Source organism: Microbispora sp. NPDC046973, from assembly GCF_040644495.1.
Classification (GTDB): domain Bacteria; phylum Actinomycetota; class Actinomycetes; order Streptosporangiales; family Streptosporangiaceae; genus Microbispora.
On the sequence record NZ_JBEYWQ010000001.1, the window covers coordinates 626,126 to 653,125 of the forward strand.

A 27,000-nucleotide genomic window follows, 5' to 3' on the forward strand; every position below is an offset into this window, starting at 1 on the left:
GCCTGCCTAGAATGTCGACCTATTCGGGTGCATACCTGGAGGTCGGCTCAGGGCGAGGAGAGTCTGCATGATTAGGGCTCGTCATCGCCATAAATACCATCCTTGGTGGCCCGTCCTCATACCTATCGCCCTCATCCTCGCAAGCGAGTACAAACTGCGCTCTCGCGCGGCCAGTGAGTCGATCGGCGGGGGCGTCGACGCGACGATCCTGCTGGAGGTCGGCGTCTACGGGGTGGTCGCCCTCTACCTCTACCGCCGGTTCGGCATCGGCGCTCCGCGACGGCGGCCCTCCTCCATCCGGCTGCTCACCTGGGGATGGACCGCTTACTCGGCGCTGAGCGTGCTCTGGACCCCGTTTCCCGCCTTCGCCGCGGTACGCGCCGTCCAGTTGCTCATCATCGCCGCGGTCTGCCAGGTCATGATCAGCCGGGCGGACCGAGAGGACCTGTGGCGGTTGGCCCACGCGTTCATCGTGCTCGTCGTGGTCTCCGTCGGTATCGGCGTCGCCATGCCCTTTCCGCGTACGCCGCTCACCGCGGACCGTTTCAACTGGCTCTACGTCCATCCCGTCACCGCGGGCATCTTCCTCGGCATCGCCATCCTGCTCATCGCCGGGTTCGTGCTGCCCGGGGGGCCGCCTCGTAGCTGGCCCCTGTCCGCATACCTGGTCGCGGCCGCGATCCTGGTCGCCGCTCTCATCGGCACCGGCACCAGGGGGGCGGCCGGCGGCTGCCTGGCCGGGCTGGCGGTGATGTGCTGGCTGGCCCGCGGAACCCGCGGCCGGGTGATGTTCCTGATGATCGCGGTCCCCGCGGCCATCGTGGCCGGACTGGCCTTCACCGATCGGCTGGTCGGGTTCGCCACCCGTGGGGAGAGTGTGGAGCAGTTGGAGACGCTCAACGCTCGCACGGACCTGTGGACGTTCGCCCTGCGGGCCTTCGAGACGGAGCCCTTCTTCGGCAACGGCCTGTCGTCGACCCGGGGGCTCTTCCTGGACGAGATGGGACTGGGGGGCGGCCACAACGCGTTCGTCAACGTCCTGGTCGAGGGCGGGGTGGTCGGCCTGGTCCTGTTCTGCATGCTGGCCCTGGCGCTGATGGTTCGCCTCGTGACGCTGACCCGGCTGCGGCACATCCGTACGGAGGCCGCCATGCTGCTCGGGCTGATGGTGTTCTTCGCCGTGGACGGCATCACCACGGAGACCGTGGCGGCCCCGGCCAACGTCGACTCGGTATGGCTCTTCGTCGTCATCGCATGGACGATCATTCTGGCGCGTCAACCGGCGGCGGACGAGACGCGTTCCGTGGCCGGCGGCGTGACGAACGCTCCCGAACTGCCGCCAGACGCGGCGTCGCCCGAGGTGGTCAGATGAGAACTCCGTACCTCAAGAGGAAGGCCGGTGCCGCCGGTCTGGCGCTGCTGGCGTTCGCCGGCACCGCCGTCGTGGTCTGGAGCCACAAGACGGCCGACGCGGCGGTCACCGACTGGCGTACGGCCGGGCCGCTCGCTATCGGAACCACGAACTACACCGTGCCCCCGGGGGCGTACTTCGTGGCGCCATGGGGCGACGACGCCGCTGCGGGGTCCGAGGCCACACCGTGGCGCACGGTGGGCAGGGCGGTGCGGATGGCCCCCGCCGGAGCGGTCATCGTGCTCCGCGGCGGTGTGTACCACGAGTCCGTCGAGGTGTACGGCAAGCGGCTGACGCTGCAGGCGTACCCGCACGAGGCGGTGTGGTTCGACGGCTCCGAGCCGGTGTACGGCTGGGTGCGCGACGGGTCCGTCTGGCGCAGGGACGGCTGGACCGTCCGTTTCGACAACACCGATCCGACGGCGGGGGGCGGCCCGGCCTGGCACATGGTCGGTCCGGAGAACCCGGTGGCCAACTGGCCCGACCAGGTGTTCGTCGACGGTCAGCAGCAGAGGCAGGTGGCCGACCGGGACAAGGTCACCCCCGGCACCTTCGCCGTCGACTACGACACCGGCAGGCTCTATCTCGGGTCCGATCCGACCGGGCACGAGGTGCGCGCCAGCACTCTCGCGGAGGCGCTCTACCTCAACCTCGCCCACGGCTCCTCCGTTCTCGGCATCGGGTTCCGCCGCTACGCCACGCCGCTGAAGCGGATGGGCGCGGTGAAGGGATACGGGAACGACATCACGTTCGAGAACGACGTCTTCGCCGACACCGCGGTCGCCGGGCTCAGCATCCTGGGCGACCGGATCGTCGTGCGGCACAACGCAATGCTGCGCAACGGGCAGCTCGGGCTGCACGCGCACCGCACGAACGGGGCCGTCGTGACCGGCAACCTGATGGAGGGCAACAACTGGGAGCGCTTCGAGCAGGCTCCCGTCTCCGGCGGCATGAAGATGACCAAGTCGACGGGGCTCCAGCTCACGGGCAACCGCGCCCAGCGGAACCACGGGCCGGGCCTGTGGCTCGACGAGTCCGTGTCCGATACCGTGATCGCCCGCAACCTCGCCTGGTTGAACGCCGGGCACGGCATCGACTTCGAGATCTCGGCGCGCGCGCTCATCGTGGGGAACCTCGTGGCCGACAACGGCAAGAACGGGCTGTACGTCAACGAGTCGAGCGACGTCCGGCTCTGGAACAACACGGCGCTGCGCAACGGCGAGTCGCAGATCAACATCGTCGACGGCGCGCGGGAGCAGGCCGACCCGAAGATGCCGTGGAACGTCTCCGGGGTCGAGGTGCGCAACAACCTGCTCCAGGGAGGCGGCAGCGGGCCGCAGATCTCGGTGCAGGACCTCACCGGCAGGCGTACGGCCGAGCAGATGGCCACGCTGGACTACAACGCCTATATCCGCAGAAGCGACGACCACGGGGCGCTCGTCAAGTGGGTGGATCGCTCACGGGGCGGCGGGACTTACATGAAGCTGAACGGAATTCAGGAACAGGCGCAAATAGAACGTCACGGTCGGGAGGTTCCGGCGGAAAACGCCCAATCCGGTCTTCCTGCCGGCGCCCCTCTCCCGGCTGATGTCGCAGGCTGGCTGGGCGCTCAGTCGGGCGCGCGCGACGTTCCCGGAGCCCCGTCGTAGGGCTCCTCGCGCGGCACTAGACCCAATCGTGATCGCATTGGAATCAATAAGGTAATGATCTGGCGGGTGTAATTAGACCGTTCCATTACGATCTATTTCGTAACGCAGCCCATAAGGGCGCACGGGACGAAGTAGGTATAAGTGCGCACCAAATTACCCCTGTTAAAGCGCTCCGCGCTCGCACTCCTCATCGTCGCCGGCTTCGGCCTCGCCCAGAGCGGGGTCGCCGCGGCCGATATCGACCCCGAACCCGGCGTACCCGAGACCGTGACGGCCGACGCGCTGCCCACGTGGCAGATCAACGGCGTCGTATGGAAGCAGGCCACGGTCGGCAACACGGTCTACGCCGTAGGCAGCTTCTCGAAGGCCCGGCCGCCCGGCACGAGTCCCGGCGACCCGCAGGAGGTCAACCGCGCCAACATCCTCGCCTACGACATCACGACCGGGAATCTGCTGCCGTTCGCCCACACCCTGAACGCGCAGGCCCGCTCGATCGCGGCCTCCCCGGACGGCTCGCGCATCTACGTCGGCGGCGACTTCACCACCGTGGACGGGGCGACGCGCAACCACATCGTCGCCTTCAACACCGCCACGGGAGCGGTCGACACGGCCTTCAACGCGTCGGTCTCCAACACCGTGTGGGCGATCACGGTCTCCAACAGCACCGTCTACGTCGGCGGCAACTTCTTCAACGTCAACGGCTACTCGCGCAACCGCGCCGCGGCGCTGGCGCGGAGCAACGGCGCCCTGCAGTCGTGGGAGATCGATCCGGACGACGAGATCCGCGCCCTGCTGATGGCCCCGGACCAGAGCCGGGTGATCGTGGGCGGCAAGTTCCAGAACTTCAACGGGGAGGCGCGGGTCGGCATCACCGCCGTCGACCCGGTCACCGGCGCCTCGCTGCCGTGGAGCAGCCGGCCCACCCCCACCCGCCTCGACAGCAACAGGTTCTCCTACGTCGACGACCTCGTGACGGACGGCACGCTGGTGTACGGCGCCAACGACGGCGAGGGCGGCCACTGGTTCGACGGACGCTGGGCGGCCGATCCCTACACCGGTGACCTCGTCTGGCTCGACAACTGCTACGGGGCCACCTACGGGGTCTTCGTGACCGGCCAGGTGCTCTACAGCGTCGGCCACGCGCACGACTGCAGCTCCCTCGGCGCGTTCCCCGAGACCAGCCCGACGACGTGGCACCGGGCGCTGGCCGAGACGACCTACCCCGTCGGCACCGACCACGCCCCACCGGGCTCGAACAGCAACTACAGCGGCCAGCCCGTGCCGGGCCTGCTCCACTGGTTCCCCTCGCTCAACGCCGGCAGCTACACGGGCATGTACCAGGGCGGCTGGTCGGTCACCGGCAACTCCCAGTACGTGGCCATCGGCGGTGAGTTCACCAACGTCAACGGCAACCCCCAGCAGGGCCTCACCCGGTTCGCGGTCAAGTCGATCGCGCCGAAGAAGGCCGCGCCGATCCCCGGCCCCGACCTCACTCCGACCGCGATCTCCTTCCAGTCGGGCACGGCCAGGGTGAGCTGGAAGGCGACCTGGGACCAGGACAACGAGAAGCTGACCTACGAGATCCTGCGGGACGGGAACAGCACGCCGATCGGCACCGTCACCGCCAAGTCGAACTTCTGGACGCTGCCCGCGCTCGGCTTCAAGGACACCGGTCTCGCCCCGGGCTCCACGCACACCTACCGCGTGCGGGTGAAGGACCCGCAGGGCAACTCGGTCGGCAGCGCCACCTCCGACCCCGTCACCATCGCGAGCACGGGATCGTCCAGCGACTACTCCGAGGCCGTGCTCGCGGACAACCCGGCGAGCTTCTGGCGGCTCGGTGAGACCAGCGGCACCACCGCCTACGACTACGCGGCGTTCAACGACGTGACCGAGAACAGCGGCGTGACGCACGGCGCGACCGGGGGCGTCGGCGACTCCGACGCGGCCTCCCACTTCGACGGCACCTCGAGCGGATTCGCCGTCACCCAGTCGCAGATCCCCACGACTGCGAGCTTCACCGCCGAGGCGTGGGTGAAGACGACCACGAACAGGGGCGGCAAGATCGTCGGTTACGGCAGCGCGGCCACCGGCAACAGCGGCAGCTACGACCGGCACGTCTACATGGACAACGCGGGCCGGATCTTCTTCGGCGTCTACCCCGGCGCCGTCCGCACCGTGAACTCGGCTCCGGGCTTCAACGACGGCAAGTGGCACCACATCGCGGCCAGCCTCAGCGAGACCGCCGGCATGGCCCTGTACGTCGACGGCCGCAGGGTCGCCCAGTCCGCCGCCACCACCAGCGCGCAGCAGTACAACGGTTACTGGCGCATCGGCGGCGACAACCTCAGCGGATGGCCGAACCAGCCGACGAGCTCCTACCTCAACGGCGACATCGACGAGGTGGCGATCTACCCGTCGGCCCTGTCGCAGGACGAGGTCATCGACCACTACGTGGCCAGCGGCAGGACCAGTCCCATCCCGCCCGCCCCCTCGGACGCGTACGGCAAGGCCGTCTACGGTGACGAGCCCACGCTCTACTGGCGGCTGAACGAGGCGAGCGGCACGGTGGCCGCCGACTCGGGCAAGGGCGGCATCGCGGGCAACTACACCGGCAGCGGCGTCACCTACGGCCAGGCCGGCGCGATCATCGACACGTCGGACAAGGCGGTGGCGTTCGCCAACGGCGGGGTCGCCTCGGCGACGACCTTCGCCAACCCGACGGGCTACTCCGAGGAACTGTGGTTCAAGACGACCACGACCAGCGGCGGCAAGCTGATCGGACTGGGCAGCTCCGCCACCGGGACCAGCTCCAACTACGACCGCCACGTCTACATGACGAACGACGGCAAGCTCGTCTTCGGCACCTACACCGGCACCCTCAACGTGATCACCACGACCGCCTCCTACAACGACGGCCAGTGGCACCACATGGTGGCGACCCAGGGCACGGGCGGCATGAAGCTGTACGTCGACGGCGCCCTCGTCGGCACCAACCCGCAGACGGGCGCCGAGAGCTTCACCGGTTACTGGAGGGTCGGCGGCGACAGCCTCAACTCCTGGCCGTCCCGGCCGACCAGCAACAACTTCAACGGCCGGATCGACGAGGTGGCCGTCTACGGCGGCGTGCTCACCGACGCGCAGGTCGCCACGCACTGGCAGAAGGGCTCGGGCAACGGGCCGGCGAACCAGCCCCCGACCGCGTCGTTCACCGCGACCTGCACCGAGCTGGAGTGCTCCTTCGACGCCGGTGCGTCCACCGACGCCGACGGTTCCGTCGCCTCGTACGCCTGGGTCTTCGGCGACGGCGCCACGGGCAGCGGGAAGACGGCGACCCACACCTACCCGGCGGCAGGCGACTACCCGGTCAAGCTGACCGTCACCGACGACGCGAACGCGACGGGGACGCACACCGACATGGTCACGGCGCAGCCGCCGGCGAACCCGCCCGCGGGGCTGGCGGCGGACGCCTTCGGCCGTACGGTCTCCGGCGGGCTGGGCTCGGCCGACTCCGGCGGGGCGTACTCGCTCTCCGGGGCGGCCTCCTCCTTCGCGGTGGACGGCAGCGCGGCGAAGATCACGCTGCCCTCGACCAGCGCGAACCGGCGGGCGTATCTGAACGGCGTGTCCAGCACGACCTCGGACACCACGTTCTCCGTCACCACCGACAAGCCCGGGACGGGCAACGGCATCTACCTGTGGAGCATCGGCCGGAGCGTCAGCGGCCAGGGTGAGTACCTGACCCGGGTGCGGCTGCTCCCGCCGAGCACGGTCGCGCTGGCGCTCGGCCGCACCGACGCGGCCAACACCTCCACCCTGCTGACGTCCGAGCAGACCGTCTCCGGTCTCAGCTACAGCGCAGGAACAGTGCTCAAGATCCGGATGCAGGCGGTCGGCACGTCGCCCACGACCCTCCGGGCGAAGGTCTGGGCCGCCTCCGGCGACGAGCCGGCGGACTGGCAGATGAGTGCGACGGACTCGACGGCGGGCCTTCAGGCGGCCGGCGGGGTCGGGTTCGGCTCGTTCCTCTCCGGGACCGCGACCAACGCACCGGTCGTGGTCACGGTGGACGACCTGGTCGCGACCAGCACGGCCGCCGCGCCGACCGCGGCGTTCACGCCCAGCTGCACCGGGCTGACCTGCGCGGTGGACGCCTCGGCGTCGACCGCGGGCTCGGCGCCCATCGCCACCTACACCTGGAGCTACGGCGACGGGGTGGTGGAGACCGGCCAGACCGCCTCGCACACCTACGCCCAGCCGGGCACCTACCGGATCACGCTGACCGTGACCGGAGCCGACAACCGCACGAACGTCACCACCCAGACGGTGACCGTCTCCTGAGATGAACCAAGGGAAGGCCTCGCCGGCGACGGCGGGGCCTTCCGTCTCCCTTCCGCCCGATCGACATCCAGCGAGGTGCCGCACGATGGAACCGATGCAGATCCCGGACGCCTACGTCTTCACTCCCACCGTCCACCAGGACGAGCGCGGGGTGTTCCTGGAGTGGTTCCGGGCGGAGGACCTGGCCGGGGTGCTCGGCCATCGGTTCCACCTCGCTCAGGCCAACCTCTCGGTCTCCCGCCGGGGGGTGCTGCGCGGCGTCCACTTCGCGGAGGTCCCGGTGGGTCAGGCCAAGTACGTGACCTGCGTGGCCGGGGCCGTCCTCGACGTCGTCGTCGATCTGAGGGTCGGCTCGCCCGCCTTCGGGCGATGGGAGAGCGTGCTGCTCGACGACGTGAGCCGCCGGGGGGTGTACCTCTCCGAAGGGCTGGGGCACGCCTTCATGGCGGTCAGCGAGCAGGCCACGGTCGCCTACATGTGCTCCCAGCCGTACGCTCCCGGGCGGGAGCACGGAGTGCACCCGCTCGACCCCGAGCTCGGCATCGCATGGCCGGAGGGGCTTGAGCCCGTCCTGTCGCCGAAGGACGAGGCCGCGCCCACGCTCGCCGAGGCGCGGTCGCGGGGCCTGCTTCCCGGTTACGCCGACTGCCTCGCCTACTACGAGAAGCTCCGTACGGCGTAGTCCCCGCCTGAACGCCGTCGCCCCACGCTCCCGGTGGAGCGTGGGGCGACGGTCGCGGCCGGGTTCAGCCGATGGTCCAGGTGTCCCCGCCGTGGAGCAGGTCGGCGAGGCTGCCCGCGCCCCTGGCGGCCGTGGCCGTCTGGACCTGCTCGTTGAGGAGCTGGTCGTACGACGGCCGGTCGATGGAGCGGAAGACGCCGATCGGCACGTGCTCGAACGCCGGCTCGTCCAGCCGCGACAGCGCGAACGCCAGCGACGGGTCGGGGTTGTGCGCGTCGTGCACGAGGATCTCGCCGTCGGAGACCTCGGCGCGGCGCACGACCTCGACGCCGCCCGTGGGCGACAGCCGTACGGCGCGCTCGTTGTCGCCGGTGCCGAAGACGATGGGCTGCCCGTGTTCGAGCCGGATGGTGATCTCGTCGCGGGTGCCCGGGTCCTTCAGCGTGTCGAAGGCGCCGTCGTTGAAGATGTTGCAGTTCTGGTAGATCTCCACCAGCGAGGCGCCGCGGTGCTCGGCCGCCTGGCGCAGCACGCCCTGCAGGTGCTTGCGGTCGCTGTCGATGGTCCGGGCGACGAACCCCGCCTCCGCGCCGAGCGCCAGCGAGATCGGGTTGAACGGCTTGTCCAGCGAGCCCATCGGCGTCGACTTGGTGATCTTGCCGATCTCGCTCGTGGGGGAGTACTGCCCCTTGGTCAGGCCGTAGATCCTGTTGTTGAACAGCAGGATGTTCAGGTTGACGTTGCGGCGCAGCGCGTGGATCAGGTGGTTGCCGCCGATCGACAGCGCGTCGCCGTCACCGGTGATGACCCACACCGACAGGTCGGGCCGGGAGGCGGCGAGGCCGGTCGCGATGGCCGGGGCCCGCCCGTGGATCGAGTGGAACCCGTAGGTGTTGAGGTAGTACGGGAACCGCGAGGAGCAGCCGATTCCGGAGACGAACACGATGTTCTCGCGCTTGAGCCCCAGCTCGGGCAGGAAGCTCTGCACCGCCGCCAGGATCGCGTAGTCACCGCAGCCCGGGCACCAGCGCACCTCCTGGTCGGACTTGAAGTCCTTCAGGGTCTGCTTGGCGTCCGTACGGGGGATGAGGGCCAGGCCCTTGCCGTTGAGGGTGTCAGACACTTTCGATCACGTCCTGAATGACGGAGGCGAGCTCGGCGGCCTTGAACGGGAGCCCGCGCACCCGGTTGTAGCTGATCACGTCGACCAGATAACGGGCCCGCAGCAGCATGGCGAGCTGGCCGAGGTTGATCTCGGGCAGCAGCACCTTGTCGTAGGAGCGCAGCACCTCGCCGGTGTTGGCGGGCAGCGGGTTGAGGTGCCGCAGATGCGCCTGGGCCACCTTGTGCCCGGCCGCGCGCACCCGGCGGGCCGCCGCCGCGATCGGCCCGTACGTCGAGCCCCAGCCGAGCACGAGCACCCGGGCGTCGCCGTCGGGGTCGTCGACCGTCAGGTCGGGCACGTCGATGCCGTCGATCTTGGCCTGACGCAGCCGGACCATCTTGTCGTGGTTGTCGGGGTCGTAGGAGATGTTCCCGGTGCCGTCGGCCTTCTCGATGCCGCCGATCCGGTGCTCCAGACCCGCCGTGCCTGGCACCGCCCACGGGCGGGCCAGCGTCTCCGGGTCACGCCGATAAGGCTGGTAGGTGCCGTCGTCGCCGTTGGGCTCGGTGGTGAACAGCACCGAGATGTCCGGCAGCTCGTCGATCTCCGGGATGCGCCACGGCTCCGAGCCGTTGGCCAGGTAGCCGTCCGACAGCAGCATGACCGGCGTGCGGTACTTCAGCGCGATCCGCGCCGCCTCGATCGCCATCGTGAAGCAGTCCGACGGCGTGGCCGCCGCCAGCACCGGCACCGGCGACTCGCCGTTGCGGCCGTACATCGCCATCAGCAGGTCGGTCTGCTCGGTCTTGGTCGGCATGCCGGTCGAGGGCCCGGCCCGCTGCACGTCCACGATGATCAGCGGCAGTTCCGTGGTCACCGCGAGGCCCACGGTCTCGGCCTTGAGCGCGACGCCCGGGCCGGAGGTCGTGGTCACGCCGAGCGAGCCGCCGAAGGCGGCGCCCAGCGCGGCGCCCACGCCGGCGATCTCGTCCTCGGCCTGGAACGTCCGGATCCCGAACCGCTTGTGCTTCGACAGCTCGTGCAGGATGTCGGAGGCCGGGGTGATCGGGTAGGACCCGAGGAACAGCGGCAGCTTCGACTGCACCGACGCCGCGATCAGCCCGTAGGCCAGGGCCTGGTTGCCGGAGATGTTCCGGTAGGTGCCCGGGCGGAGCGTGGCCGGCTTGATCTCGTAGGAGACCGAGAAGGACTCGGTCGTCTCGCCGTAGTTCCAGCCCGCCTGGAAGGCCGCGATGTTCGCCTTGGCGATCTCGGGCTTCTTGGCGAACTTGGCCTCGAGGAACTGGATCGTCCCCTCGGTCGGCCGGTGGTACAGCCACGACAGCAGCCCGAGCGCGAACATGTTCTTGGCCCGCTCGGCGTCCTTCTTGGAGATGTCGTAGCCCTCGAGCGCCTTGACCGTCAGCGAGGTCAGCGGCACCGCGTGGAGGCGCCACTCGGCCAGCGAGTCGTCCTCGAGCGGGTTGCCGTCGTAGCCCACCTTGGCCAGGTTGCGCTTGGTGAACTCGTCGGTGTTCGCGATGATGTCGGCGCCCTTGGGCAGGTCCCCGAGGTTCGCCTTCAACGCGGCGGGATTCATGGCGACGAGCACGTTGGGCGCGTCGCCGGGGGTCAGGATGTCGTGGTCGGCGAAGTGCAACTGGAAGCTCGACACCCCCGGCAGGGTGCCGGCGGGAGCGCGGATCTCCGCCGGGAAGTTGGGGAGAGTCGACAGGTCGTTGCCGAACTGGGCCGTCTCCGCCGTGAACCGATCACCGGTGAGCTGCATTCCGTCGCCGGAGTCACCCGCGAACCGGATGATCACGCGGTCGAGTTGCTGAACCTGCTTGGTCACAGCTCCTCAGTCCTCCTTGACGCGCCCAGGCCTGCCTGCTGGTGGCACGTTGTCATGTCCATGCTAGATCCATCGGAGTCACGCTGGTTTTTCGTAGATGCGCACTTGAGGTGCCTTCTACCGGGACTTTCCGCGCCTGTGGCGCGTTCCCGCTGGTGCCTTCGCCGCCGGGGGCGGCGCACCGTCAGCCTCGCGAACCATCCGGGCGACACAGGCCCGACGCGAGCCGGCACAGGTCCAGGTGCAAGCGGGCGACGAGCTTGATTCGGGTCACGATCCTCAACTATATGCGGGGGACTCGGATGTGACCGTCAGGTGTTCAGCCCTTGAGATCGTGCCGGGGTTATTCTCGAGATCTGGGAGGCGGTATGAGTGGATACTTCGGCTCATATGCCGTGGTAGTCGTCCTCTTTCTCGTCGGCGTGGCGATCTTCGCGGGCGGATTGTTCGTGAACCGCATGTTACGTCCCAGCCGGCCGACGCCCGAGAAGCTCACGACGTACGAGTGCGGGGTGGATCCCGTCGGCGAGGGCTGGGCGCAGTCGCAGATCCGCTACTACGTCTTCACGTACCTCTACGTGGTCTTCGCCGTCGACGCCGTGTTCCTCTTCCCCTGGGCCACCGTCTTCGCGGCCCCCGGGTACGGCATGACGACGCTGGTGGAGATGTTCGTCTTCCTCGCGTTCATCGCGCTCGGCATCCTGTACGCCTGGCGCAAGAGGGTGCTGGGCTGGACGTGACCCGACCGGCTCAGGGGAGGACAATGGACGGCATGGCGGTGACCGCATGCCCGTGAACGATCTCCCGATGCCCACAGTCGGCCCGGTGTCCCGGCTGGCGCCCAAGCCGATGAAGTTCGTGTTGAACTGGGGCAGGCGCTACTCGCTGTGGGTCTTCAACTTCGGGCTGGCCTGCTGCGCCATCGAGTTCATCGCCACATCGATGAGCAGGCACGACTTCATCCGCTTCGGGGTGATCCCGTTCGCCAACGGCCCCAGGCAGGCCGACCTGATGATCGTGTCCGGCACGGTGACCGACAAGATGGCGCCCGCCGTACGGCGGCTGTACGAGCAGATGCCCGATCCCAAGTACGTCATCTCGTTCGGCGCCTGCTCCAACTCGGGCGGGCCCTACTGGGACTCGTACTGCGTCACGAAGGGCGTGGACCAGATCATCCCGGTGGACGTGTACGTCCCCGGCTGCCCGCCCCGCCCCGAGGCGCTGCTCCACGGGATCATGAAGCTCCAGGAGAAGATCGCGGGCGAGACGCTGGAGGACCGCTACCTGCCGGAGGCGGACGCATGAGTGTCGACGCCGTGCGCGAGCGGTACGGCTCACGCGTCACCGACTCCTTCGGCCAGGACGTGCTCGACGTGGACCCCGGCGAGTGGACCGACGCGCTGGCGTTCGCGCGCTCGGCCGGATTCGAGTTCTTCGACTGGCTGACCGCCGTGGACGAGCCGCCCGAGGCGTTCTCCGTCGTGGCCCACGTGTTCGACCCGGTCGCGTTCGCGCACCTGCTCGTGCGCACCCGGATCCCGCGCGTCGACCCCCGCCTGCCGACCGCCACCGGCGTCTTCCGCGGGGCGAACTGGCACGAGCGGGAGACGTACGAGATGTTCGGCGTGGTCTTCGACGGCCATCCGGACCTGCGCCCGCTGCTGCTGCCGGACGGCTTCGAGGGCCACCCGCTGCGCAAGGACTTCGTGCTGGCCGCCCGGGTCGCCAAGGCCTGGCCCGGGGCCAAGGAACCGGGGGAGTCCGGCCACGGCTCGCCGAGCCGCCGCAGGATGCTGCCGCCGGGCGTGCCCCCCGACTGGGCCTCCGAGTGAGAGGGGTCCCATGGCCGAGGTGCTCGACATAGCGGTCCGGCTGGTCGTCGTGGTGGCGGCGTTCCTGCTGCTGCCGTTGATCGTCGGGCAGATGGAGCACAAGGCCATGGCCCACATGCAGTCCCGCCTCGGGCCCATGTACGCCGGAGGTTTCCACGGGTGGGCGCAGCTCCTCGCGGACGGCGTCAAGTTCGCCCAGAAGGAGGACGTCATCCCGGCCGCGGCCGACCGGCGGGTCTTCGCGATCGCCCCGGCGGTGGCGCTCGTGCCGTACCTCGTCGTGATGGTCGTGATCCCCGTCGGCCCCGGGCTCGCGGCCGTGGACCTCGACGCCGGGCTGTTCTTCGTGCTGGCGGTGATGGGCGTCGGCGTGCTCGGCGCGATCATGGCGGGGTGGGCCTCGGCCAACAAGTACAGCGTGCTCGGCGGCATCCGGGCCGCGGCCCAGCTCATGTCGTACGAGCTGCCGCTGGTGCTCGCCGCCTCCAGCGTGGCGATGGCCGCGGGCACGCTGTCCCTGCAGGGCATCGCCGAGCAGTGGCGCTGGTGGTGGCTCCCCTGGCAGGCGATCGGGGCCTTCGTGTTCTTCGTCGCCGGCCTGGCCGAGCTGCGCCGGCCGCCGTTCGACATGCCGATCGCGGAATCCGAGATCATCATGGGCCCGATCACCGAATACGCCGGGTTCCGCTTCGCCCTGTTCATGCTGGCCGAGTACGCCGGGATCGTGGTGCTGTCCGCCCTCACGACCGTGCTGTTCCTCGGCGGCTGGCAGGGGCCCCTCCTGCCCGGCCCGGTGTGGACGCTCCTGAAGGTCTTCGCCCTGGCCTTCGTCGTCATCTGGGTGCGCGTCAGCTATCCCCGGCTGCGCGAGGACCAGCTGCAGAAGTTCGCCTGGACCGTCCTGGTGCCCCTCGCCCTCCTCCAGCTCGCCCTCACCGGAGTCGTCAGGGTCCTGATGGCCTGAGCGCGATCAGAACGGGCACTTCCACCCCGGCCACCCCGCCGTCGCCTCGTCCTCCCATGTGGACAGGGTCTTCCCCTGGTAGACCGTGTCCGCATGGCTCGCGACCCAGGTCGTGAAGGCGGCATCGGGTTGGATCCGGCCGTTGACCAGCCAACTCCTGGCGGAAAGCTCGCTTCTGGGGATGACGCCACTGTCTATGAAGCACTGCACGACAGCGACGAGCGCCTCCCCGCGGCGCTGAACGTCGTCGGGAGATGGAACGGGGCGCTGCTCGCCACGCTCGCACCCCGCAAGCAGCAACATCGCCGCGATGCTCACCAGGACAACCGCGCGGCTCGTCATTGCTGGTCCCCCATGGCGCTCCTCGCTTCCTCCACCCAGTCGTCGAGCCGTCTCCCACCGATAACTGTCTCTCCGTGCGCGCTCAGCCAGGCGGTCAGGTTGCGATTGGGCACGACCTTCCCGTCTTTGAACCACGTCGCGTCCGCCGGTGGTTGCAGGACGCGCGCATCCACCAGACCTTTTACGACGGGGAGTTCCACGCCGAAGACGGCATTGCGAAAGGCGTCGTTGTTCTTCTGCAGGGTTTGCGAGGCGTGCCCGGTGTCAAGGGCATCGTTCACGACCGGTGCTGTCACCCCTGTGAGGAACTGGGCGATGGTGCCGGGACCCCACGAATTGGAGAAGCTCAGCGCTCCGAAGCCTCCTGAAAGTACGGAAAGGGCCACCTGGTTGCGGGTCGCCTCTTCATCTTGCTTCTGCGCCGCCGCGAACCGCCGGCCGTTCTCGACGCGCTGTACGAGCCCATAGAGGCCGGCCATCTCACGCAAGAAGTTCTCATCTCCCGGAGCCTTCACAGTCGCCGTCACCGCGGCCGCTATCCGGGCGTCCGCCAGCCCCTTGAACGCGCCCAGTTCCCGGGGATCACGTAACGCCTGGTCGAGAAACTTCTCCAGTTCGGACCGGTTGACGATCGCCACCCAGGGATTGCCTCCGACATCGCCGAGAGGAGTCGCGCCCGACCCGTACTCCCGGCTCGCCCCCTGAGCGAAGTCGGCGATATAGCGGTGCGCGGTGTAGATCAACGACTGGCGGATCGCCGTGGGGAGGGTTTTCTCGGGGTGCAGCTTGGAGAATTCGGCGGTGGCTTGGACGATGTGGACGACGGACCAGGCGGACTCCTTGGCGTCCACGGAGGTACCGCGCTCGGCCGAGACTGCGGCCTTGAGGAAGGCCGCGGTGGGAGCGGAAAGGTCGACCATGCCGGTGGGTGGAAGCGTGCCGCCCGGGTGCACGTACGAGTTGAGGAAGGGCCCGGGGTCGTAGCCGGGGGTGTGCCAGGAGTCGCTGACGATCATGCGGGCGTACTTGGGTCCGGTGGCCGGATCGCCCAGAACGTGCCGGGCGGCCAGGCCGTTCTCGGCGGCCCGCCGGAGGACGGCCCCCACGGCGTCGTACTCCGCCATGAGCCGCTGCTGACGTGAGGCGTCGGCGTCGGTCTCCAGCTTGCCCCGGGCAGGCGGCCAGATCGTCTTGCCGGCGGCGCGGGCGTCGAGCATGGCGCGGGTCAGGTCGGCGAGCAGGTGGGAGTCCCACGACCTGCCGTCGGGGCCGTACTTCACGAGCATCCCGACCGACCAGGGGTCGGAGCTTCCGGTGAGGACGGCGCGGGTCTCGGCGGGCAGGAGGGGCCGGCGATCCTTGCCCGTGCCGACGCGCATCTGGCTGGCGGCGGCCAGGGACGCTCCGAGCGCCCGCAGTACGCTCGCGCTCTCGGCGCTGAACAGAGCGGTTCCGGCTCGTTCGTAGAGCGCACGGGCCGCCCGGAGCGCGAGCGGCCCCGCGCCCGCCCAGAAGGCCGCCTGGTAGTCCTTGTCGGCGAGGTGCCGCTGCAGGCGTTCCGACAGCCCCGGCAGGGCGATGCGCGTGTCCTCAGGATTCTGGTCCGCGAGGGCGGCGGCCAGCGCCTCGGCGTCGCGCTTGCCCTGGTAACCGCTCTGCCCGGTCGCCTCCCAGTCCAGCCGTACGTTCGGGGGGCGGTCGACGGTGAGCCCGAGGGCGCCGGGCGCGCGGGTCAGCGCGTTCCAGCCCTGCTGCCGCGCCAGCTCGTACGCCCTGGTCGTGCGGGCGTCCATGTCGCGGACGTCGTCGAGCGCGGCGGCGATCAGGCCGGGCAACGACGTGGTCCCGACTTCGCTCCCCCATTTCTGCATTTTCTGCTGTATCAGCGGACTGTGCCGGGCCAGCAGATCGTGGAGCTGTTCGAGCCTTTTGGTCAGCTCCTTGAGATTCGCGGGGTCGACTCCGACGAATTCGCCCACGGCATTCCTTCCGTTGCGGCGGTCTCTACGAGGCGGCTTTCCGGCGCTCCGCCTCCTCCACCCTGGCGATCAGACGCGGCTGCTCGGCGAGTACGGCGTCGAACAGCCTGGTGAGCTGGGTTCTGCGGGCATTCCAGCCGGCGGCCCAGCGGTCGGCCGCCGGGCCCTGCCAGGTGTGGTCCCCGAACATCGCGGGGACGGCGGCGAGCGCCTGGAGGACCTCGCGTACGGAGGTGGCGGCCGCGGCCATGTCCGCCCTGCATTCGGCGATCTCGGATGACGTCACTGGCCCCTCCCGCTGTCACGGCTGACGCACCCCAAAGCCTAAGGAAACGCCGATGGCCCAGCCAGGGATATGTGCGACGACAATCGGGATTATCGATTGGCTACGGGAGGAAAATGCCGTATTCGGCGAGATCGGAGGTGAGGTGCGGGGGCAGGGAGGCGGCGGCCGAGACGTCCTCGGCCGAGACGAAGCCGCCGACCTGGTCGCGTACGCGCACGATCTGCTCGGCGAGCGCGGGCGTCAGGCCGGGCAGGTTCGCGATCACCGAAGCGGGGGCGTGGTTGACGTCGATCAGGCCACCGTCGTCGTACTGGCGGGGCAGGTCGGGCCGCCCGATCCGCAGCTCGCGGGCCATGACCGGATCGTGCTCCGCCAGTTCCCTGGCCTGCCGCCGCAGGGCGCGGCGGTGCTGTGCGAGCGCGATCGCCTGCTCGTTCCCGGTCTCGTACGACGGGACGTCGCCGAAGACCTGCTTCCTGACCGCGAGGGAGTGCACGGTCGCGAAGAGCCAGGGGGCCAGCATGCAGGCGATCATCAGGAAGGACGCCAGCGGCGGGGCCTGTGTGTCCTCGTACAACTCGGACAGGTAGATCCACCCGCCGGTGGCCGCGGCGTATCCGGCGGCGGCCACGCCGTACCACGCGCTGCGCCTGCGGACGGCGGCGTACAGCATGGTGAAGGGGGTGCCGAAGCCGCAGGTGTACAGCGGGGCGAACGCCCACAGGAACCCGGGGACGCTCGAAGGCCGCTTCACGGGTGGCGGCGACGGCGGTGCGGGCGGCGCCGGATGGGCGCCCGCGCCGTAAGGGCTCGGCGGCGGTACCGGCGGCGACGGATGAGCGCCGTAGGGGCTCGGTTGCCACGGCTGTCCGTACGGCCCTTGCTGTCCGTACGGTCCCTGTTGCCCGTGCGGTTCCCGCGGTCCCTGTGGTCCGGAGGGGCGCCCTCCCGGTCCGCCATAGCCGTTCATGACCGAGACGATACGGATTTGTCGGTCTTCGCGCTTCCCGTTCTCCCCACACCCTGTGGACAACCCTGGGGATGACGTTGTGGACGATGTGGAAAAGACCCGGGATGGAGTCACACGTTCACTCGCCGCCGATAGTGCGCGATGATGAGCCTGTGGCGCGCATTCCAGGAGAAGGGTTGGCCAAGGGCCTGGCCGTGACCATGCGGCACATGCTGCGGAAGTCCGAGACGCAGCAGTACCCGGAGGTCCATCCCGACCTGCCCGCCCGCAGCCGGGGCGTGATCGCCCTGGTGGAGGAGAACTGCACCGTCTGCATGCTCTGCGCCCGTGAGTGTCCCGACTGGTGCATCTACATCGACTCCCACAAGGAGACCCTGCCGGCGCCCGAGGGCGGCCGTCCGCGCGCCCGCAACGTGCTCGACCGCTTCGCGATCGACTTCTCGCTGTGCATGTACTGCGGCATCTGCGTCGAGGTGTGCCCCTTCGACGCGCTGTTCTGGTCGCCCGAGTTCGAATACGCCGAGTACGACATCCGCGACCTTCTGCACGAGAAGGACAGGCTGGGCGAGTGGGCGGCGACCGTGCCGCCGCCACCGGCTCACGAGGTCGGCGCCGAGTCGCCGAAGGAGCTGTCGGCAGGCTCCCGCCCGGCGCCGGCCCGGCGTACGGCGCCGCCCGCGCCGGTGAAGGGACCGGCCGAGGGCGCGTCCGTGGCACAGGAGACCGCACAGGAGGCTGCACAGGAGGCCGTGCGGGACGCCCAGCGGGAGCCGGCGCAGCGAACCGCGCAGGACCCAGGACAGGACACCGGACAGGAGACCGGGCGGGAGGCGGCGCGGGGACCGGCGGGACCGGCGGGACCGGCGGGATCGGCGGCGGAACCGGCGAGGGGGCCGGAGAGCCGCCCGCGTCGTGAGCCGCCGAGAGCCATGCGCGACATCCGCTCCATCCGGCCGCCGGGCTCGCTGCCCAAGAACGCCGGGTCGCCGCCGCAGAAGAAGGACGGGCCCGAGGGGGAGCGATGACCTCCCAGGCGCCGGGGTTGTGGCCGCCCTCGGGGCCTGAGGTCGTCTTCCTGCTGCTCGGCGCCGTCGCCGTCGGCTCGGCCCTGCTGGTCGTCACGACCAGGCAACTCGTCCACGCGGCGCTGTGGCTGGTCGTCTGCTTCGGCGCGCTCGCGGGCGGCTACCTGGTGCTGACCGCCGAGTTCGTCGCCTGGGTGCAGGTGCTGATCTACGTGGGCGCGGTCGTGGTGCTGCTGCTGTTCGGGATCATGCTGACCCGCGCGCCCATCGGGCCCTCGGCCGGCCTCGACTCCGGCAACCGGTGGGCCGCCGCGCTGGTCGCCGTCGCGACCGCCGCCGTGCTCGTCACCGTGGTCGTCACCGGCTTCCGCACGGCGTACGCGCCGCTCCGTCCCGGGCAGGGGGCGGCCGAGCCTCTGGGGGCGAGCGTCTTCCGCACCTGGGTGCTGCCGTTCGAGGCGCTGTCGGTGCTCCTGCTCGCCGCGCTGATCGGTGCGATCGTCCTGTCCCGTACGGACATCAGGGGGCGGGAATGACCCGGTTATCGACCTTGTCGGCCAGGCCGACGGCCCGGAGGCGGTGAGCGAGGTGCACGTCGTCTACCCGGTGGTGGTCTCCGCCCTGCTGTTCTCCATCGGTGTGTACGGCGTGCTGGCCCGGCGCAACGCGATCCTCGTGCTGATGTCGGTCGAGCTGATGCTCAACGCGGTCAACCTCAACCTGGTGGCCTTCGACGTCTGGCTCGGGGACCGCCTGCACGGCGGCCAGGTGCTGACGCTGTTCGTCATCGTGATCGCCGCGGCCGAGGTGGGCCTGGGGCTGGCGATCGTGCTGGCCGTCTTCCGCACGCGCAGGACCGTCGACGTCGACCGGCTGCGGGCGCTCGCCGAGGTCGTACGCACCCCCGACTCGGGGCGCCCGGACGGGGAGGACGCCTCGTGATCGCCGTGGTGGCTCTGATCGTCCTGCTGCCGTTCGCCGCCGCAGTGGCCGGGCTGCTCGCGACCCGTCTGGGCATCCGAGATTCAGGAACCCGGGATTCGGGCACCCGGGACTCGGGCGTTCGCAGGGAGCGGACGGCGTACCGGCGGGCGGCGTGGTTCGCGATCGCCCCGGGCGCGGCGTCGGCGGCGCTCACGGTGTGGCTCGCCGCCGCCCTCGCGCGGGGAACGGGTGCATCGGAAGGGCGGTTCTGGTCGGAGCTGCTCCCCGGGCGGGCCGAGGGCACGCTCACGGTGGTCGAGACGGGGTCGGTGCCGATCTCCCTGACTCTGCGGGCCGACGGATTGTCAGTGCTCGCGGGCATCCTGGTCGTCGTGGTCGCGCTGGCGGTGCAGGTCTACTCGGTCGGGTACATGCGGGACGAACCCCGCTACCCGTCCTACAGCGCGTTCGTCAGCCTGTTCACCAGCGCGATGCTGCTGGTGGTCTACGCGGGGGACCTGATCGTCCTCTACGCCGGCTGGGAGATCATGGGCCTGTGCTCCTACCTGCTCATCGGGCACTGGTGGGAGGACCGGGCCAACTCCCGGGCGGCGGTCAAGGCGTTCCTGGTCACCCGGCTCGGCGACGTCGGCTTCCTGTTCGGGATCTTCATCCTCGGCACGGCGGCGGGCGGCTTCCGGATCGACGACGTGCTGCACGCAGACATTCCCCAGGGAACGCTGGTCGCCGCGACGCTGCTGCTGCTCGCCGGGGTCGCGGGCAAGAGCGCGCAGGTGCCGCTGCAGACCTGGCTGCCCGACGCCATGGCCGGCCCCACCCCGATCAGCGCGCTCATCCACGCGGCCACGATGGTGGCGGCCGGGATCTTCGTCGTCGCCCGGCTCTATCCCGCCTTCCTCGCGGCGCCGCCCACGCTCGACGTGCTGGGCGTGGTCGCGGCCGTCGGCATGCTGGGCGCCGCGCTCGCCGCGCTCGCACAGGACGACCTCAAGCGCGTGCTGGCCTACTCGACGATCAGCCAGCTCGCCTACATGGCCGCGGCACTCGCCGCCGGGTCCGACCGGGCGGCGATGTTCCATCTGCTGTCGCACGGCGCGTTCAAGGCCCTGCTGTTCCTCTGCGCGGGCCTGGTGATCCACCACGTCGGGTCGAACCTGATCAGCCACATGGGCGGGCTGCGCACGGCGCTTCCCGTGACGTTCTGGACGATGACCATCGGTTTCGCCGCGCTCGCCGGGCTGCCGCCCGCGAGCGGCTTCTTCAGCAAGGACGCGGTGATCTCGGCCATCGAGCACGGGACCGGACCGGCCCAGCCGTTCGTGTACGCGTCGGCGCTGCTGACCGTGGGGGTGACCGGGGCGTACGCCGCCCGGGCCTGGCTGCGCACGTTCTTCGGCCCCGCCCGGATCGAGCCGCTCGCGGAGCCGCCGCCTGGTGTCGCCCACGTCTTCGACGGCCGGGAGGCGCCCTCGTCGATGCTGTGGCCGGCGGGCGTGCTGGCCGTGCCCGCCCTGCTGCTCGGCCTCGCCGGACCGGCGGCCGGCCTGGAGGTCGAGTGGGGGCCGGCGGCCGTCAGCCTCGCCGTCGCGCTGCTCGGCGCCGGGATCGTGTACGCCCTGTGGCGGGCCGCGCCCCAGCAGGACCCCGCCCGGCTGCTCGGCCCGTTCCGGGCGCCGTGCGAGCGGGCCTTCCACGTCGACGCCGCGTACGCGGCGCTGGTCGCCCGGCCCGTCCTGCGCCTGGCCAGGGGGGTGGTCCGCACGGACGCGCGGGTGGTGGACGGCGCGGTCCGCGGGTCCGGCCGGGCGACGCTCGGCCTTTCCGGCCTGGTGCGGCTGGCCCAGAACGGCAACGCGCAGCTCTACGTCACCGGCCTGCTGGCCGGGATCGTGCTGATCGCGGTCGCGGCGGTGGTGCTGACATGACGCGGCGGGCTCGCAACGGCGGCGCGCGGCTTCCCGCGGCGGTGACGACGTGAGCTGGCTGCCGATCGCGCTCGTGGCCGTCCCGCTGTTGGGGGCCGTCGTCGCCGCCGTCCCGGCCGTACGGGACAGGGCGGTGGCCTGGGGGCTCGCCGTCTCGGCCGGGGTGCTGGTCCTCGCGGTCGCGCTCGCCGCGGCCTTCGACTACGCGCGCCCCGCCCACATGCAACTGCAGACCGACCGGCCGTGGATCCCCGGCCTCGGCCTGCGGTTCCACCTGGGCGTGGACGGCGTCTCGCTGCCGCTCGTCGTGCTGACCGCGCTGCTGACGTTCCTGTGCTTCGTCCACCTCGCCGGGCACCCGCCCGGGGGCGGCAGACCCGGCGCGCTGGTCGTCACGCTGCTCGTGCTCGAAGTCGGCATGATCGGCACGTTCCTCGCCCTCGACCTGCTGCTGTTCTTCGTGTTCTTCGAGGTCGTGCTGGTCCCGATGTACTTCGTGATCGCCCTGTGGGGCGGCGCGGGCAGGCGGGCGGCGGCCGTGAAGTTCATCCTCTACACGCTGCTCGGCTCGGCCGTCCTGCTCATCGGCCTGCTCGTCGTCCGGACCCAGGCCGGCACGCTCGACATGGTCGCGTTGGCCGGGCGCCACGGCTCGGGCATGGCCCGGTCGGCCCAGATCCTCGCGTTCCTCGCCATCGGCCTCGGCCTGGCGGTGAAGACGCCCATGTGGCCGCTGCACACTTGGCTGCCCGACGCGCACACCGAGGCGCCGACCGTCGGCTCGGTCCTGCTCGCGGGCGTGCTGCTCAAGATGGGCTCCTACGGTTTGGCCAGGATCGCGATCCCGGTGCTCCCCGCGGGCGCGGCGGCCCTGGCCCCCTGGCTCGGCGCGTTCGCCGTGGCCGGCATCGCGTACGGATCGCTCGCCTGCCTCGCCCAGCGCGATCTCAAGCGGATGATCGCCTACTCGTCCGTCGGCCACATGGGCTTCGTGCTGCTCGGGTTCGCCTCGCTCACGCCGGTGGGCCTGAACGGCGCCCTGTTCGCCAACATCGCCCACGGGCTGATCACCGGCCTGCTGTTCTTCCTCGCCGGAGCCGTCAAGGAGCGGTACGGCACGGCCGACATGGTCCGGCTGGGCGGCGGGATGCTGCGCCGCCTGCCGTACGTCGGGTCGCTGCTGACCTTCGCCTGCGTCGCCTCGCTGGGCCTGCCCGGCCTCGCCGGGTTCTGGGGGGAGATGCTCGCGCTGCTCGGCGCGTTCCGTCCGGCCGCCGGGCTCTCCCGGCCGCTGTTCCTCGTGTTCATGGCCGCCGGCGGGCTCGGCACGGTGCTCACCGCGGCCTACTTCCTGGTCATGCTCTCGCGGGTGACGCACGGCCGGGCGGTCGAGACCGTCTCGCCCGCCGGGCCTCTCGGGCCGCCGCAGCCCTACGAGCCCTATGAGCTTTATGAGCCGCCTGGACCGCCGCTCGCCACCGCGGAAGGCGTACGCGAGGTGCTGCTGAGCGAGGCGGGGGAGGGCGCGGAACCGGTCGAGCCCGTCGCGGCCGGAGCCGCCGTGGCCGCCCTGAATCAGGAGACGCCGGATCAGGAGACGCCGAATCAGGAGACGCCGGATCAGGAGACGCCGGATCAGGAGACGCCGGATCAGGAGACGTCGGATCAGGAGACGCCGGATCAGGAGACGCCGGACCGGGTGGGCGCGGCGCAGGAGGCCGCCCACGCGAGCGCCGCGATGGGCGCACAGGCCGGTGAGACGGGCGCCGCCAGGGCGGCCGTCGGGGTGGGCGCCGGCGACGCCGCGGAGGTGGGCCAGGGGCGGCGGCCCTTCCGGGACGTCACGGCCCACGAGCTTGCGGCCTGGCTCCCGCTGGTGGCGCTGATCGTGCTGTTCGGCCTGTGGCCGAAGGCCCTGCTCGCCGTCACCACGCCCGCCGTCCAGTCGCTCCTCGGATCGGGGGTGGCGCCATGACGGGCGGAGTGATCCAGTCCATCGACTACGCCGCCGTGGCGGCGCCGCTGGTCCTCGCGCTGGTCGCCGGGCTCGTGCTGCTGCTCGACGCGTTCCTGCCCGCCCGCCCCGGCGGGGCGCGGGTGCTCGGTCTCGTCACACTCGGCGGGCTGGTCGCCGCCCTGGCCGTGGTGGCCGCCCAGGCCGCGGGCGGCGAGACCCGGCGCACGTTCTGCGTCCCCGCCTCGCTCGGCGGCGAACCCGCGGGCCCGGCCGCCCCGGCGTCGTGCTCGTTCGTCGCGGACCGCTTCTCCCTGGTCATCGCGGCGGTGGTGCTGGCCGCCGGGGTGGTCGTCGTGTTGCTGTCGATGACCGAGATCGCGGCAGGACGCGGCGCCGGGCCCGGGGAGCGCGGCCGGATTCCGGCGGGGGAGTGGTATTTCCTGCTGCTGGCCACGCTGGCCGGGGCGGTCCTGCTGCCGGCCTCCCGTGATCTCATCATGCTGGTCGTGTCGCTGGAGCTGGTGTCGCTGCCGGTCTTCGCGCTGACCGCGCTCAGGCGCCACGACGGCCGTGCCGCCGAGGCGGCCCTCAAGCTCTTCCTGGTCTCGGTGGTCTCCACCGCGATCACGCTGTTCGGCGTCTCGCTGCTCTACGGAGTGACCGGCTCGGTCCATCTCGACCGGATCGACGCGGCCCTGCGGACGACCGGGGACATGGCCGGGGGCATGACAGGGAGCATGACGGGGGACATGGCCCGGGTCGCGGCGGTGGCGATCGTGCTGGTGGCGGCGGGCTTCGCGTTCAAGATCGCCGCGGTGCCGTTCCACTTCTGGGCCGGAGACGTCTACCGGGGCGCCCCGGTTCCGGTCGCGGCGCTGCTGTCGGTGGTGTCCAAGGCGTCGGGCTTCGCCGGGCTGATCCTGCTGCTGACGTACGCGCTGCCGGCGAGGGCGGCGCTGTGGGCCCCCGGAGTGGCGGTCGTCGCCGCCCTGACGATGACGGCGGGCAACGTCCTCGCGATGCGGCAGCGCGCGGCCGTCCGGCTGCTGGCCTGGTCGTCGGTGGCGCAGTCGGGCTACATCCTCGCGCCGCTGGCGGTCTACGCCGTCGCGCCCCGCGCGGCCGTCGGCGCGTCGGTCGCCTATCTCGTCTTCTACGCCGCGATGAACCTGATCGCCTTCTCGGTGGTCCTGCTGGTGGCGCGGCTGCCGGACGGCCAGGACCTGGAGGCGTACCGGGGGCTGGCGCTGCGGAGCCCGGCGGCCGGGCTGTCCCTCGCCTTCGCCCTCGTCTGCCTGGCCGGGCTGCCGCCAGGGCTCGCCGGCCTGTTCGCGAAGATCGTCGTCTTCCGGGCCGTCGTGGACGGCGGGCTCGGCTGGCTGGCCTTGGTCATGGCGGCCAACACGGTGGCCGGGCTGTACTACTACATCGCCTGGACCGCCCGGTTGTTCGCGCCGCCCGCGGCGGGCGAGAGCCGTACGGTCTCGACGAGGGCGGCGGCGGGGGTCGCCGTCGCCGTCACGGTCGCCGTCACCGTCGTCTTCTCCGTCGCCCCGCAGGTGGTGCTGTCCGTCGCGGGATGAGGCGCGTCACGGGGAACGTTCGTCCAGGCCATGCGCGTTGGTAGGGCTGGACGCACCGAACTGGACCCCACCGAGCTGGACACACCGAACCGGACTCACCGAGCTGGACACACCGAACCGGACTCACCGAACCGGACCCACCGAACTGGACACACCGAACCGGGAGGAGGAGGCGTGCACCACAACCGCCTGCGCACCGCGGTCCTGCTGGGGGCGCTGTCCGCGTCGCTCCTGGTCGCCGGGGCCTGGCTGGGGGGCGGCACGGGTGCCCGGATCGCGGTCGTGGCCGCTCTCGCGGTCAGCGGCGTCGCCTACTTCTGCGCCGACAGGATCGCGCTGTCGGCCATGCGGGCCCGGCCCGTGGCCGAGGTGGAACAGCCGGCCCTCTACCGCGTCGTCCGCGAGCTGTGCACCGAGGCCCGGGCGCCGATGCCCCGCCTGTACGTGTCGCCGACGATGCAGCCCAATGCGTTCGCGACCGGGCGCAACCCGCGTGACGGGGTGGTGTGCGTCACGCACGGCCTCCTCGGGCTGCTGGACGAGCGCGAGCTCAAGGGCGTGCTCGGCCACGAGCTGTCGCACATCCACAACCGGGACATCCTGATCTCCTCGGTCGCGGGCGCGCTCGCGACGATGATCACGTATTTCGGGTACGTTGGCCTGTTCTTCGGCTCCGACGACGACGAGGGGCCGGGATTCCTCGGCGCGGTCCTCGTGATGATCCTCGGCCCGGTCGCGGCCACGATGATCCAGATGGCGATCGCGCGCTCGCGGGAGTTCGCGGCCGACGACGCGGGCGTACGGCTGACCGGCGACCCGCTGGCCCTCGCCTCGGCGCTGCGCAAGATCGAGATGGAGGTCCGCAGGCTGCCGCTCCCGGAGAACGGCAGGCTCGCCTCCGCCGGCCACATGATGATCGTCAATCCGTTCCGGGGCACCCGGATCGGCAGGCTGTTCGCCACCCACCCGCCGGTCGCGGCGCGGATCGCCCGTCTGGAGCGGATGGCCGGCTACCGGCGGTGAAATCGCGCCCACATCGGGGCGATAGCCGGGATCATTCGCCGGGCAGCCACCAGGTCCACAGGCTGGACTTCACCCGGAAGGAGTCCAGCGTGGTGGTGGCGCCGGTGCCACTGTCGAGGCCGCGCACGACGACGCGGTACGTCTCTCCGGTCTTCGCCGAGTCCAGGGTCTCCCAGAGCCTGAGGCCGCCGTCAGGGGTCCACTCCAGGCGCTTGGCCGACTCGTTCTTCGGCACGCGCACCTCCACGGCCTCGCCCACGGTGTCGTCGGAGAGGTCGTACACCCGCAGCCGCTGCTTCCCGGACGTGGTGCTGATGAGCACCGCCACGGAGGAGCCGTCGTCGGCGAGCGCCATCGGGCTGTTGTTGGCCACGACCTGCGGCACGATCTGCGTGTTCGTCCGCCGTCCGTCCTGGTCGTACACGCTGAACCGGGTGGTGTTCTCGGCGGTCCCTTGGGAGACGAGCACGTGCTTCCCGTCGGGGCTGAAGCCGACCACCGCCGCCTCGGCCGGGATCGTGCGTACCCTCCCCGTGCGGACGTTCACGACGAGGGACGGCAGCTTCTCGTCGTCGTAGTAGTCCATCGTCAGCAGGCCGCCGTCCCGCGACAGCGACGTGCCGAGGTCTCCCATGCCGATGCCCTTGGGCAGCTTCGACACCGCGCGGGGGAGCACGCGGACCTTGTTCGTGGTCACGTCGCGGACGACGAGCAGGCCGTCCTTCTTCCGCCAGTACGACACCCGCCGGCCGTCGCCGCTGACCGACAGGGGCGCGTACGACCCCTTGTCGATCTTGCCCTTGGCCGTGCGCGGGAACACCTGCGCGTCCTTGAGCACGCTGTCGCGGCCGTTGCCGAGCGCGAGATGCCACAAGCCGCAGGGGAAGGCGTCGTCCTTCTTGCTGCAGGACTTCAGCCAGGCGTACCGGACGGTGGACGCGGAGGAGGAGGCCGTGGCGGAGGCCGGGGTGGAGGCCTTGGTGGAGGCGGCTCCCGCCTGCGCCTGCGCCTGCGCGGCGCCGGCGAGGGCGGTCAGCGCCATGGTGGCCGCCGCCGAGAGGGCGAGGATCGCGGGTTTTCTCATCGGGCTTCCTTTCGTCTCGCCTGGATAGATGCGGTGCGACGG

General features: G+C 70.7%; 22 protein-coding genes. 15 read left to right on the forward strand and 7 right to left on the reverse strand.

The genetic code is table 11. The features are described 5' to 3' along the window. Positions 1-67: 67 nt before the first annotated feature. The 4 genes from ABZ860_RS03090 (at position 68) to rfbC (ending at position 8,083) form a co-directional block, all read left to right on the forward strand. Complete coding sequence (locus ABZ860_RS03090) at positions 68-1,372, forward strand: O-antigen ligase family protein (RefSeq protein ID WP_357214229.1); 1,305 nt, start codon at positions 68-70, stop codon at positions 1,370-1,372. Further along, positions 1,369-3,060, forward strand: coding sequence for a right-handed parallel beta-helix repeat-containing protein (locus ABZ860_RS03095; RefSeq protein ID WP_357214232.1), 1,692 nt, complete (start codon positions 1,369-1,371; stop codon positions 3,058-3,060). The genes ABZ860_RS03090 and ABZ860_RS03095 overlap by 4 nt, the downstream gene beginning before the upstream one ends. A 141-nt stretch (positions 3,061-3,201) precedes the next feature. Continuing rightward, complete coding sequence (locus ABZ860_RS03100; RefSeq protein WP_357214234.1) at positions 3,202-7,401, forward strand: LamG-like jellyroll fold domain-containing protein; 4,200 nt, start codon at positions 3,202-3,204, stop codon at positions 7,399-7,401. Between the two features lie 85 nt (positions 7,402-7,486). Then, the gene (gene rfbC, locus ABZ860_RS03105) at positions 7,487-8,083 is read left to right on the forward strand and encodes a dTDP-4-dehydrorhamnose 3,5-epimerase (RefSeq protein ID WP_357214237.1); all 597 of its coding nucleotides are present in this window, start codon (positions 7,487-7,489) and stop codon (positions 8,081-8,083) included. Between the two features lie 64 nt (positions 8,084-8,147). On the opposite strand, the gene ABZ860_RS03110 is transcribed toward rfbC, so the two are convergent. Further along, positions 8,148-9,206, reverse strand: coding sequence for a 2-oxoacid:ferredoxin oxidoreductase subunit beta (locus ABZ860_RS03110; protein ID WP_357214240.1), 1,059 nt, complete (start codon positions 9,204-9,206; stop codon positions 8,148-8,150). Continuing rightward, on the reverse strand, positions 9,199-11,043 hold the full coding sequence (locus ABZ860_RS03115; protein ID WP_357214243.1) for a 2-oxoacid:acceptor oxidoreductase subunit alpha: 1,845 nt from the start codon (positions 11,041-11,043) through the stop codon (positions 9,199-9,201). Before ABZ860_RS03115 ends, ABZ860_RS03110 begins: the two co-directional genes overlap by 8 nt. A gap of 368 nt (positions 11,044-11,411) precedes the next feature. Here ABZ860_RS03115 and ABZ860_RS03120 point away from each other — a divergent pair, with 368 nt between their 5' ends. The 4 genes from ABZ860_RS03120 to nuoH all read left to right on the forward strand — a co-directional run bounded on the left by ABZ860_RS03120 (position 11,412) and on the right by nuoH (position 13,839). Continuing rightward, complete coding sequence (locus tag ABZ860_RS03120) at positions 11,412-11,783, forward strand: NADH-quinone oxidoreductase subunit A (RefSeq protein ID WP_030510087.1); 372 nt, start codon at positions 11,412-11,414, stop codon at positions 11,781-11,783. A gap of 109 nt (positions 11,784-11,892) precedes the next feature. Then, complete coding sequence (locus tag ABZ860_RS03125; protein ID WP_225898981.1) at positions 11,893-12,348, forward strand: NADH-quinone oxidoreductase subunit B; 456 nt, start codon at positions 11,893-11,895, stop codon at positions 12,346-12,348. Then, positions 12,345-12,875, forward strand: coding sequence for an NADH-quinone oxidoreductase subunit C (locus ABZ860_RS03130; protein ID WP_357214246.1), 531 nt, complete (start codon positions 12,345-12,347; stop codon positions 12,873-12,875). The genes ABZ860_RS03125 and ABZ860_RS03130 overlap by 4 nt, the downstream gene beginning before the upstream one ends. Positions 12,876-12,885: 10 nt before the next feature. Next, positions 12,886-13,839 carry an NADH-quinone oxidoreductase subunit NuoH gene (nuoH, locus tag ABZ860_RS03135; protein ID WP_357214248.1) on the forward strand — a complete coding sequence of 318 codons (954 nt, stop codon included), beginning with the start codon at positions 12,886-12,888 and terminating at the stop codon, positions 13,837-13,839. A 6-nt stretch (positions 13,840-13,845) separates the two neighbouring features. Here nuoH and ABZ860_RS03140 read toward each other — a convergent pair whose 3' ends face one another. From ABZ860_RS03140 to ABZ860_RS03155, 4 genes are all read right to left on the reverse strand, one after another. After that, a complete protein-coding gene (locus ABZ860_RS03140) occupies positions 13,846-14,181 on the reverse strand; it encodes a hypothetical protein (protein WP_357214251.1) in 336 nt (111 codons plus the stop codon). Next, positions 14,178-16,160: a hypothetical protein gene (locus ABZ860_RS03145; protein WP_357214253.1), complete on the reverse strand. Its 1,983-nt coding sequence runs from the start codon at positions 16,158-16,160 to the stop codon at positions 14,178-14,180. The genes ABZ860_RS03140 and ABZ860_RS03145 overlap by 4 nt, the downstream gene beginning before the upstream one ends. Positions 16,161-16,185: 25 nt before the next feature. Next, entirely contained in the window at positions 16,186-16,446 is a 261-nt protein-coding gene (locus ABZ860_RS03150) for a hypothetical protein (RefSeq protein ID WP_357214255.1), read from the reverse strand. Positions 16,447-16,546: 100 nt separating this feature from the next. Then, positions 16,547-17,200, reverse strand: a complete 654-nt coding sequence (locus ABZ860_RS03155; RefSeq protein ID WP_357214257.1) for a helix-hairpin-helix domain-containing protein — start codon at positions 17,198-17,200, stop codon at positions 16,547-16,549. 392 nt (positions 17,201-17,592) lie between these two features. Between ABZ860_RS03155 and ABZ860_RS03160 the strand changes: the two genes are divergently transcribed. The 7 genes from ABZ860_RS03160 (at position 17,593) to ABZ860_RS03190 (ending at position 25,874) form a co-directional block, all read left to right on the forward strand. Then, complete coding sequence (locus ABZ860_RS03160) at positions 17,593-18,441, forward strand: 4Fe-4S binding protein (RefSeq protein WP_357214259.1); 849 nt, start codon at positions 17,593-17,595, stop codon at positions 18,439-18,441. Then, on the forward strand, positions 18,438-18,977 hold the full coding sequence (locus ABZ860_RS03165) for an NADH-quinone oxidoreductase subunit J (RefSeq protein WP_357214261.1): 540 nt from the start codon (positions 18,438-18,440) through the stop codon (positions 18,975-18,977). The genes ABZ860_RS03160 and ABZ860_RS03165 overlap by 4 nt, the downstream gene beginning before the upstream one ends. 52 nt (positions 18,978-19,029) lie before the next feature. Further along, a complete protein-coding gene (gene nuoK, locus ABZ860_RS03170; RefSeq protein WP_357214736.1) occupies positions 19,030-19,383 on the forward strand; it encodes an NADH-quinone oxidoreductase subunit NuoK in 354 nt (117 codons plus the stop codon). Further along, positions 19,380-21,311, forward strand: a complete 1,932-nt coding sequence (locus ABZ860_RS03175; RefSeq protein WP_357214264.1) for an NADH-quinone oxidoreductase subunit L — start codon at positions 19,380-19,382, stop codon at positions 21,309-21,311. Before nuoK ends, ABZ860_RS03175 begins: the two co-directional genes overlap by 4 nt. Before the next feature lie 49 nt (positions 21,312-21,360). Continuing rightward, complete coding sequence (locus tag ABZ860_RS03180; RefSeq protein ID WP_357214267.1) at positions 21,361-23,286, forward strand: NADH-quinone oxidoreductase subunit M; 1,926 nt, start codon at positions 21,361-21,363, stop codon at positions 23,284-23,286. Continuing rightward, positions 23,283-24,851, forward strand: coding sequence for an NADH-quinone oxidoreductase subunit N (locus tag ABZ860_RS03185; RefSeq protein WP_357214270.1), 1,569 nt, complete (start codon positions 23,283-23,285; stop codon positions 24,849-24,851). Before ABZ860_RS03180 ends, ABZ860_RS03185 begins: the two co-directional genes overlap by 4 nt. 174 nt (positions 24,852-25,025) lie before the next feature. Next, on the forward strand, positions 25,026-25,874 hold the full coding sequence (locus tag ABZ860_RS03190) for a M48 family metalloprotease (protein WP_357214272.1): 849 nt from the start codon (positions 25,026-25,028) through the stop codon (positions 25,872-25,874). A gap of 31 nt (positions 25,875-25,905) precedes the next feature. Here the strand turns inward: ABZ860_RS03190 and ABZ860_RS03195 are convergent, their stop codons facing one another. After that, on the reverse strand, positions 25,906-26,958 hold the full coding sequence (locus ABZ860_RS03195) for a hypothetical protein (protein WP_357214275.1): 1,053 nt from the start codon (positions 26,956-26,958) through the stop codon (positions 25,906-25,908). Between the last annotated feature and the right edge of the window lie 42 nt (positions 26,959-27,000).

Excerpts from the sequence above, each read along its gene's own strand:
- nuoH (WP_357214248.1), top strand. The coding sequence starts at position 12,886 with ATGGCCGAGGTGCTCGACATAGCGGTCCGGCTGGTCGTCGTGGTGGCG.
- ABZ860_RS03195 (WP_357214275.1), bottom strand. The coding sequence starts at position 26,958 with ATGAGAAAACCCGCGATCCTCGCCCTCTCGGCGGCGGCCACCATGGCG.
- ABZ860_RS03165 (WP_357214261.1), top strand. The coding sequence starts at position 18,438 with ATGACCTCCCAGGCGCCGGGGTTGTGGCCGCCCTCGGGGCCTGAGGTC.
- ABZ860_RS03095 (WP_357214232.1), top strand. The coding sequence starts at position 1,369 with ATGAGAACTCCGTACCTCAAGAGGAAGGCCGGTGCCGCCGGTCTGGCG.
- ABZ860_RS03120 (WP_030510087.1), top strand. The coding sequence starts at position 11,412 with ATGAGTGGATACTTCGGCTCATATGCCGTGGTAGTCGTCCTCTTTCTC.
- ABZ860_RS03140 (WP_357214251.1), bottom strand. The coding sequence starts at position 14,181 with ATGACGAGCCGCGCGGTTGTCCTGGTGAGCATCGCGGCGATGTTGCTG.
- ABZ860_RS03090 (WP_357214229.1), top strand. The coding sequence starts at position 68 with ATGATTAGGGCTCGTCATCGCCATAAATACCATCCTTGGTGGCCCGTC.
- ABZ860_RS03125 (WP_225898981.1), top strand. The coding sequence starts at position 11,893 with ATGAAGTTCGTGTTGAACTGGGGCAGGCGCTACTCGCTGTGGGTCTTC.
- rfbC (WP_357214237.1), top strand. The coding sequence starts at position 7,487 with ATGGAACCGATGCAGATCCCGGACGCCTACGTCTTCACTCCCACCGTC.
- ABZ860_RS03185 (WP_357214270.1), top strand. The coding sequence starts at position 23,283 with ATGACGGGCGGAGTGATCCAGTCCATCGACTACGCCGCCGTGGCGGCG.
- ABZ860_RS03130 (WP_357214246.1), top strand. The coding sequence starts at position 12,345 with ATGAGTGTCGACGCCGTGCGCGAGCGGTACGGCTCACGCGTCACCGAC.